Here is a 7,356-nt window from a genome sequence, read left to right as displayed (position 1 = left end):
GTGGTTCTACTATCTCTCGTTGCGACTCACTCGAATGTGGACCTGGAAACCGTTGCCCGCCTGAGCGTGGGGGCGCCCCAGGTCCCTTCAGCCGTGCTCGCGGACGACCGCCCCGTGTCCGGCGCCGTGGTGCTCTCCACCTGCAACCGCTTCGAAATCTACTTCGAGGCCCCGTCCGAAGAGGACGTCGAGGCCGCCCGCTCCGCCATCATCTCCACCATCAGCAGCTACTCCGGCATCCCTGAGCCCTCCGTGTCCTCCGCCTTCGTCACCAAGAAGGGCGGCTCGGTCGCCAAGCATCTCTTCGCGGTGGGGGCCGGCCTCGACTCCGCCGTCGTCGGTGAGCGCGAAATCGCCGGCCAGGTCCGCCGCGCCCTGATCGAGGCGCAGGCCTCGGGTGCGGCAAGCAAGGGCCTCGTGCGCCTCTTCCAGGCCGCCTCCCGCACGGCCAAGGACGTCGGGGCCCGCACAGTCCTCGGCAGCGACGGGCGTTCGATCGTCTCCGTGGCGCTCGAACTGGCCGGGGATATCTCCGGCAGCGCGGACTGGTCGCAGAAATCGGTCGTCCTCTTCGGGACCGGCGCCTACGCCGGTGCGACCATGGCGCTGCTCAACGAGAAGGAGGCCGGCGAGGTCGCCGTCTTCTCCTCCTCCGGACGGGCCGAGGCGTTCGTCGCCTCCCGCGGCGGCCGCGCACTTGATGCGGACAGCCTCGCCCGGGCGATCCGGGGCGCCGATGTGATCATCGGCTGCAGCGGCAGCGACGCCCGCATCGAGGCCTCGGACCTCGCGTCGATCCGGGAAGGCTCGTCGAGCCCCCTGGTGGTCATCGACCTGGCGCTGAGCCATGACTTCGATCCCGCCGTCGCCAACCTCGACAATGTCGAGCTGATCACCCTGGAGTCCGTCCGGCTCGCCGCCCCCGAGGAGCAGGCCGAGACCCTGCGCCAGGCCGGTGAGCTGGTGCAGCAGGCGGCCGATGCGTTCGAGGAGCAGCAGAACACGAGGGCCATGGACGCCGCGATCGTCGCCCTGCGCAAACACACCCAGGAGGTGCTCGACGCGGAGATGAAGCGGGTGCGCTCACAGCACGGGTGCACCGCCGCGGCCGAGGAGGTCGAGCTCGCGCTGCGCCGGATGGTGCGCCAGCTGCTTCACACCCCGACCGTGCGCGCCCGCGAGCTCGCCGCGGAGGGACGCCAGGACGACTACACCGCGGCGCTCGAGGCCCTCTACGGCATCGACCTGCGGTCCACGGCTGGCCCCGAGGTCCCCGCAGCGCCGTTCCGCCCCGCGCTGCACCCGGCCGGCGTTCCGCACCCGGCCGGCAGCGGGGATCCCGCGCAGTGCCCGGTCAGCCACGAACCGCCCGCTGCCGCCTCCGCCTGACCGCGCTGTGTGCTGCCTGCGGCGCCCGGTCAGTAGACCGGCTGGCCGGGTTCGATCGCCGAAACCCAGGCCAGGATCCCGCCGTCGACATTGAAGACCTGCCGGTGCCCCTGGCTGCGCAGGTGCCGCACCACCTCGGCCGAGCGCTTGCCGGATTTGCAGTGGACGTAGACCGGGCGTGACGGTTCCGGGGTGTAGCCGCCGGCCAGCACCCGGTCCTTCGGAATCAGCTGCGCACCCTCGATCCGCACGATGCTGTACTCCCCGGGTTCCCGAACATCGATCAGGTCGAACGCCGCTTCGCCGCGTTCCCTGCCGTCGAGCAGCTCCGCGAGTTCCCGCACCCCGATCGACGGCACCTCCTCCTCCTCCGTCGGCGCCAGTCCGCAGAACGCCTCGTAGTCCATCAGGGCCGTCACCGGCGTAGCCGTGGGATCCCTGCGCACCGTGATTTCCTGCCAGGACATGTCGAGGGCGTTGAAGATCAGCACCCGGCCCAGCAGGGTCCTGCCCACCCCGGTGATGAGCTTGACCGCCTCGGTGCCCATCAGGGAGCCGATGGACGCGCACAGGACGCCGAGCACCCCGCCCTCGGCGCAGGAGGGAACCGACCCGGGCGGCGGGGCCTCCGGGTAGAGGTCCCGGTAACCGGGGCCGTGCTTCTCCCAGAACACGCTCACCTGCCCGTCGAAGCGCAGGATGGAGCCCCACACGTAGGGCTTGCCGAGCAGCGCGGCGGCGTCGTTGACGAGGTAGCGGGTGGCGAAATTGTCGGTGCCGTCCACCGCGAGGTCGTACCCGCCCAGCAGCTCAAGGGCGTTGCCGGAGGTCAGGCGTTCGGGGTGCAGGACCACCTCGACGAGCGGGTTGATCTGGGCCACGCTGCGCTGCGCGGAGGCGGCCTTGAGGTCGCCCAGGTCGCCCACCCCATGGATCACCTGGCGCTGCAGGTTCGAAATCTCGACGGTGTCGTCGTCGACGATGCCGAGGGTGCCCACGCCGGCGGCGGCCAGGTACTGCAGGACGGGCGAGCCGAGCCCCCCGGCCCCGATCACCAGCACCCGGGCGTTCTTGAGCCGCCGCTGCGCCTCCAGGCCGAACTCGGGGATCAGCAGGTGGCGCGAGTAGCGGACCATCTCCTCGGCGGTGAGTTCGGGGTGCGGATCGACCAGCGGGGGAAGCCCCGGCATGCCGGCGGCCCGGTGGTGTGCGCTCATGCCTTCAATGTATGCCCGCACCGCTCGCGCTGCCAGCCGAATCGGTCCCCGGCAGCACCGTAGGTAAACTGAACCGAACGGAACTCCAGAACAGAGGTTGCAGGTTGTGAGCGCAGAGGCTTCACCAAATGGAAAAGCGCTGCGGCTGCCGCGCGACGAGCGCCGCCGACAGCTCCTGAACGCCGCGCACGAGGTCTTCGTGGCCCATGGTTTCCACGGCGCCGCGATGGACGACATCGCCGAGGCCGCCAAGGTCAGCAAGCCGGTGCTGTACCAGCACTTTCCCGGCAAGCGCGAGCTCTACCTGGCGCTGCTGGAGAACCACCTCGCCGAACTCACCAGCCTGCTCATGGAGGCCCTCCGCTCCACCGGGGACAACAAGGTCCGGGTACAGGCCACCATGCGCGCCTATTTCTCCTTCATCGCCCGTGACAGCAAGGCCCACCGGCTGGTGTTCGAGTCCGATGTCAGCAACGACCCCGAGGTCAGCGCCCGCCTTGAGGCGTTCAACGCCCACTTCGCCAACGCCATCGCCGAGGTCATCGCCGAGGACACCCAGCTGTCGCTGGTGGAGGCCACCCTGCTCGGGCGGGGCCTGGCCGGCATGGCACAGATCAGCGCCCGGTTCTGGCTTGAAACCGACGGGACGCTCGACATCGAAACGGCCAGCGAGCTGATCTACCGTTTAGCTTGGCGCGGAATTAGTCGGTTCCCCAAGGAGATCTAGAGTAGGTTTCCAAGGGCTAAAGATTCACTACACAGGAGGCACCCGCCGTGGAAATTAAGATCGGTATTCAGAACGTCAACAGGGAGATTGTTCTGGAGTCCTCCGAAACCGCCGAGGCGATTGCGGAGGTGGTCGCCTCGGCGATGAACGGCGGCTCCGAACTGCGGCTCACCGATTCGAAGGGCCGCACGGTGATCGTGCCGTCGACGGTCCTGGGGTACGTCGAGATCGGCGCCGAAGAGCAGCGCCGCGTCGGCTTCGGGGCTCTCTAGAGTCCACCTCCCGGCCCGCTCCGCGCGGGCCGGGACCTCAGGCCGTCAGGCCCAGGGCGCTCATCCTGCGCGAATGGTTGCGCGTGAGCTGGGCAAACAGCGCTGTAGTGTGGGCGGCCGGGTCGGTCGTGTCGGCGAACAGCAGCCCGCCGAGGAATTCGCGCTCAATGCCGATCCGCTGGGCCTGGGTCAGGGCCTCCCCCACCAGCCGGCGCCCCCACAGGGCCAGCCGCGAGGCGAGCCGGGGATCGTCGGCGAGCGCCTCCTTGAGGCGCCGCCCGAGCAGCGAGGTGTCGTCGTCGGCGTCGATCCTGCCGATCAGCCCCCGGGTCTCGGCATCCAGCCGGTCCGCCAGGGCCCGGTAGAAATCGCCGGAGATCGCGTCGATCACGTACGCCTTCATCAGGGACTCGAACCAGTCGGCGGGCCGGGTCCGCTCGTGGAAGGCATCAACCGAGGCCACGAACGGCGCCATGGCCTGCTCCACGTCGATCCCCCGGGCTGCCAGGTGGCTGCTGACCAGCTCGAAATGCGCGAACTCCTGCACGGCCAGCCGTCCGATGCCGGCCCGGTCGGCGAGGGTCGGGGAGAACCTTGCGTCCGAGGAGAGCCGTTCGAAGCCGGAAAGCTCCCCGTAGGCGATGACCCCCAGCAGATCCGCGATGAAGCGGGCGTAGCGGGGGTTCTGGACCCGGTCCGGGTCGGCTGCTGCGAAGGAGGTTTCGGCTCCATCGGGGCCGGGCTGAACGCCTTCGTTCGTGCGGTTGTTCATTCTCCTAACACTACAGAAGGCCCGGCCGTGCCGGGCCTTCCGCCCCGCGCCGCCCGATGATGCGGCGCCGCACCCTCCGGGCCGTCCCCTCCCAGCGGCGCGGTGCGTGTATTACGGTGAGCGTGTGCCGTATTTGCATCCGGGTCTCGGTGACAGCGCCTCACAGCAGCACCTCGCCGTTGCCCTGAAGGCGCTGCGGGACGAACTTGAGCTGCGGACCGTCTTCCCTCCTGAGGTCCTTGCGGAGGCGGAGGCCGCGGTCGCGGCCTACGAGTTCCCGCCGGAGGACCTCACCGGGCTGGACTTCATCACCATCGATCCCCCCGGCTCGATCGACCTCGACCAGGCCGTGCACCTGCAGCGCCGGGGTTCCGGCTACCGCATCTGGTACGCCATCGCCGACGTCCCTGGCTTCGTCCGGCCGGGCGGGGCGGTCGATACCGAGGCCCGGCTGCGCGGCCAGACCGTGTACGCCCCCGACGGGCGGATCTCCCTCCACCCCGAGGTGATCGCCGAGGACGCGGCCAGCCTCCTGCCCGGGGTGGTCCGCGGCGCCTATGTCTGGGAGTTCGACCTCGATTCCTCCGCCGCGGTGACCACGGCGTCGGTGCGCCGCGCCTCCGTCCGCAGCCGCACGCAGCTGACCTACGCCGAGGTCGAGGACGACCTGCGCTCGGGCGGAGCGCCGGAGAACCTGGTGCTGCTGCGCGAGATCGGCCTCAAGCGCATCGAGCTCGAACTCCAGCGTGGCGGAGCCAGCCTGAACCTTCCCGCCCAGGAGATCGGCTTCGAGCGGGGCCGCTACTTCCTCATGACCGCACCGGCGCTGCCCTCGGAGGACTGGAACGCCCAGATTTCCCTGATGACCGGGATGGAGGCCGCCCGGATCATGATCGAGGGACGCATCGGCATCCTGCGCACCATGCCGGCACCCGACGAGTCGGCGCTGGCGAAGTTCCGAAGCCAGGCGGCGGCCTGCGGCCGGGCGTGGCCGGAGGGGATGGCCTACGGCGGCTTCCTGCGGAGCCTCGACACCGACCGGCCCGAGCAGCTCGCCCTGATGCACGCCGCCGCGTCGCTGTTCCGCGGCGCCGGGTACACCGCCTTCGACGGCGAGGTGCCCGACGCGGTGGTGCAGGCCGCGATCGCCGCCCCCTACGCGCATACGACGGCACCGCTGCGCCGCCTGGTCGACCGGTTCGTGCTGGTGATCTGCGAGGCCCTGTGCGCGGGGCGCCCGGTGCCGCAGTGGGCCCGGGACGCCCTGCCCGACCTGAACTCCCTGATGGCCGCGGCGAACTCGGCCTCGGCGCGGATGGAGTCCGGGGCCATGGACGCCCTGGCGGCGGCGCTGCTGAGCGACGACGTGGGCAAGGATTTCACCGCCGTGGTGCTGGCCGGTTCGAGGCCCAGCAACGGGGATGCCGGTCCCCGCAGCCGCCCCTCCGGCACGGTGCAGCTGATCGATCCGGCGATCGAGGCCAAGTGCTACGGAGAGCTGACCGCGGGTTCCCTGGTCACGGTGCGGCTCGTCGAGGCCGACACCGCCCGCCGCGTCGTGCGTTTCGAGCTGGCCGCACCCGCCGCCACGGGCGGCCTGCCCGTTTCCGCCGCGCCCCCGGGGTAGACTGGCCTCGTAGTAATGGATGCCCGGTCGTTATCGACATACCCCGATGACCCGCAGTACCTACTCGGTCCCGAGTTTTTCCCAGCCGGCGCTGGCGCTTCAACCGCCAGCCGGCACGCAGTTGCAAGCCCGCGATCGGCTTCCACTGGACGCCCTGCGCCTCCGATACGCTCCGAGCTGGATGCCAACCCCAGCTACCCGTCGAGCCTCGGTGGCCGCTTGGCCTTAATGAACGGTATGTAATTGAACACTCAGAACAGCCCGGTTGCGGACTCGCACCACCTCCTTGCCGATAACAGCGACGACGCCATCGACGTCGAGGACACGCTCGTCACCACCGAGGAACCCCACAAGGAGGTCCCCGAGACCTTCGCCGACTTCAACGTCCGCCCCGACATTGTGGAGTCGCTGGCCGACGCCGGGATCCTCCACCCCTTCCCCATCCAGGCGATGACCCTGTCGATCGCCCTGGGCGGCCACGACATCATCGGCCAGGCCAAGACCGGAACCGGCAAGACCCTTGGCTTCGGCATCCCCGCCCTGCAGCGCGTCGTCGGCCCCGATGACGCCGGCTACGACAAGCTTCCGGTCCCGGGCGCACCGCAGGCCCTCGTCGTCGTGCCCACCCGCGAACTCGCCGTCCAGGTCGCCGGCGACCTCACCACCGCGGCGAAGAAGCGCAACGCGCGCATCGTCACCATCTATGGCGGCCGGGCCTACGAGCCGCAGATCGAGGCGCTGCAGCGCGGCGTCGAGATCGTTGTCGGCACCCCGGGCCGGCTGATCGACCTGCACCGCCAGAAGCTCCTGGTCCTCAAGAACGTCAAGATCGTGGTGCTCGACGAGGCCGACGAAATGCTCGACCTCGGCTTCCTGCCCGACGTCGAAACGCTGATCGCCGCCACGCCCCCGGTGCGCCAGACGCTGCTGTTCTCCGCCACCATGCCCGGCCCCGTCGTCGCCATGGCCCGCCGGTACATGACCCAGCCCACGCACATCCGCGCCGCGGATCCCGAGGACGAGGGCATCACCAAGAAGGACATCCGCCAGGTCATCTACCGCGCCCACAACCTCGATAAGGCCGAGGTTGTCGCACGGATCCTGCAGTCGCGCGGCCGCGGCCGCACCATCATCTTCACCAAGACCAAGCGCACCGCCGCGAAGCTCTCGGAGGAACTCATCGACCGCGGTTTCGCGGCCGGCGCGATCCACGGCGACCTCGGCCAGGGCGCGCGCGAGCAGGCGCTGCGCGCCTTCCGCGGTGACAAGATCGACGTCCTGGTCGCCACCGAGGTCGCGGCCCGCGGCATCGACGTCGAAGACATCACGCACGTGATCAACTACCAGTGTCC

General features: G+C 69.8%; 7 protein-coding genes. 5 read left to right on the top strand and 2 right to left on the bottom strand.

The window, feature by feature from the left end; translation table 11 throughout:
• A complete protein-coding gene (locus tag QZX79_RS12640; RefSeq protein ID WP_294568613.1) occupies positions 1–1,389 on the top strand; it encodes a glutamyl-tRNA reductase in 1,389 nt (462 codons plus the stop codon).
• Between the two features lie 29 nt (positions 1,390–1,418).
• On the opposite strand, the gene moeB is transcribed toward QZX79_RS12640, so the two are convergent.
• The gene (gene moeB, locus QZX79_RS12635) at positions 1,419–2,606 is read right to left on the bottom strand and encodes a molybdopterin-synthase adenylyltransferase MoeB (protein WP_294568612.1); all 1,188 of its coding nucleotides are present in this window, start codon (positions 2,604–2,606) and stop codon (positions 1,419–1,421) included.
• 106 nt (positions 2,607–2,712) lie between these two features.
• Between moeB and QZX79_RS12630 the strand changes: the two genes are divergently transcribed.
• On the top strand, positions 2,713–3,333 hold the full coding sequence (locus QZX79_RS12630) for a TetR/AcrR family transcriptional regulator (protein ID WP_246669922.1): 621 nt from the start codon (positions 2,713–2,715) through the stop codon (positions 3,331–3,333).
• A gap of 47 nt (positions 3,334–3,380) precedes the next feature.
• Positions 3,381–3,605, top strand: a complete 225-nt coding sequence (locus QZX79_RS12625) for a DUF3107 domain-containing protein (protein WP_133405083.1) — start codon at positions 3,381–3,383, stop codon at positions 3,603–3,605.
• A 37-nt stretch (positions 3,606–3,642) separates the two neighbouring features.
• On the opposite strand, the gene QZX79_RS12620 is transcribed toward QZX79_RS12625, so the two are convergent.
• Entirely contained in the window at positions 3,643–4,377 is a 735-nt protein-coding gene (locus QZX79_RS12620; protein ID WP_294568611.1) for a ferritin-like fold-containing protein, read from the bottom strand.
• A 124-nt stretch (positions 4,378–4,501) separates the two neighbouring features.
• Between QZX79_RS12620 and QZX79_RS12615 the strand changes: the two genes are divergently transcribed.
• Positions 4,502–6,004, top strand: coding sequence for an RNB domain-containing ribonuclease (locus tag QZX79_RS12615; RefSeq protein ID WP_294568610.1), 1,503 nt, complete (start codon positions 4,502–4,504; stop codon positions 6,002–6,004).
• 243 nt (positions 6,005–6,247) lie between these two features.
• Positions 6,248–7,356, top strand: a 1,109-nt coding sequence (locus QZX79_RS12610) for a DEAD/DEAH box helicase (protein WP_294568609.1), incomplete at its 3' end; no start/stop codon positions are given.

It is taken from the genome of uncultured Arthrobacter sp., from assembly GCF_902805515.1.
Classification (GTDB): Bacteria; Actinomycetota; Actinomycetes; order Actinomycetales; family Micrococcaceae; genus Arthrobacter_D.
This window is presented reverse-complemented; position numbering and strand designations above follow the sequence as displayed.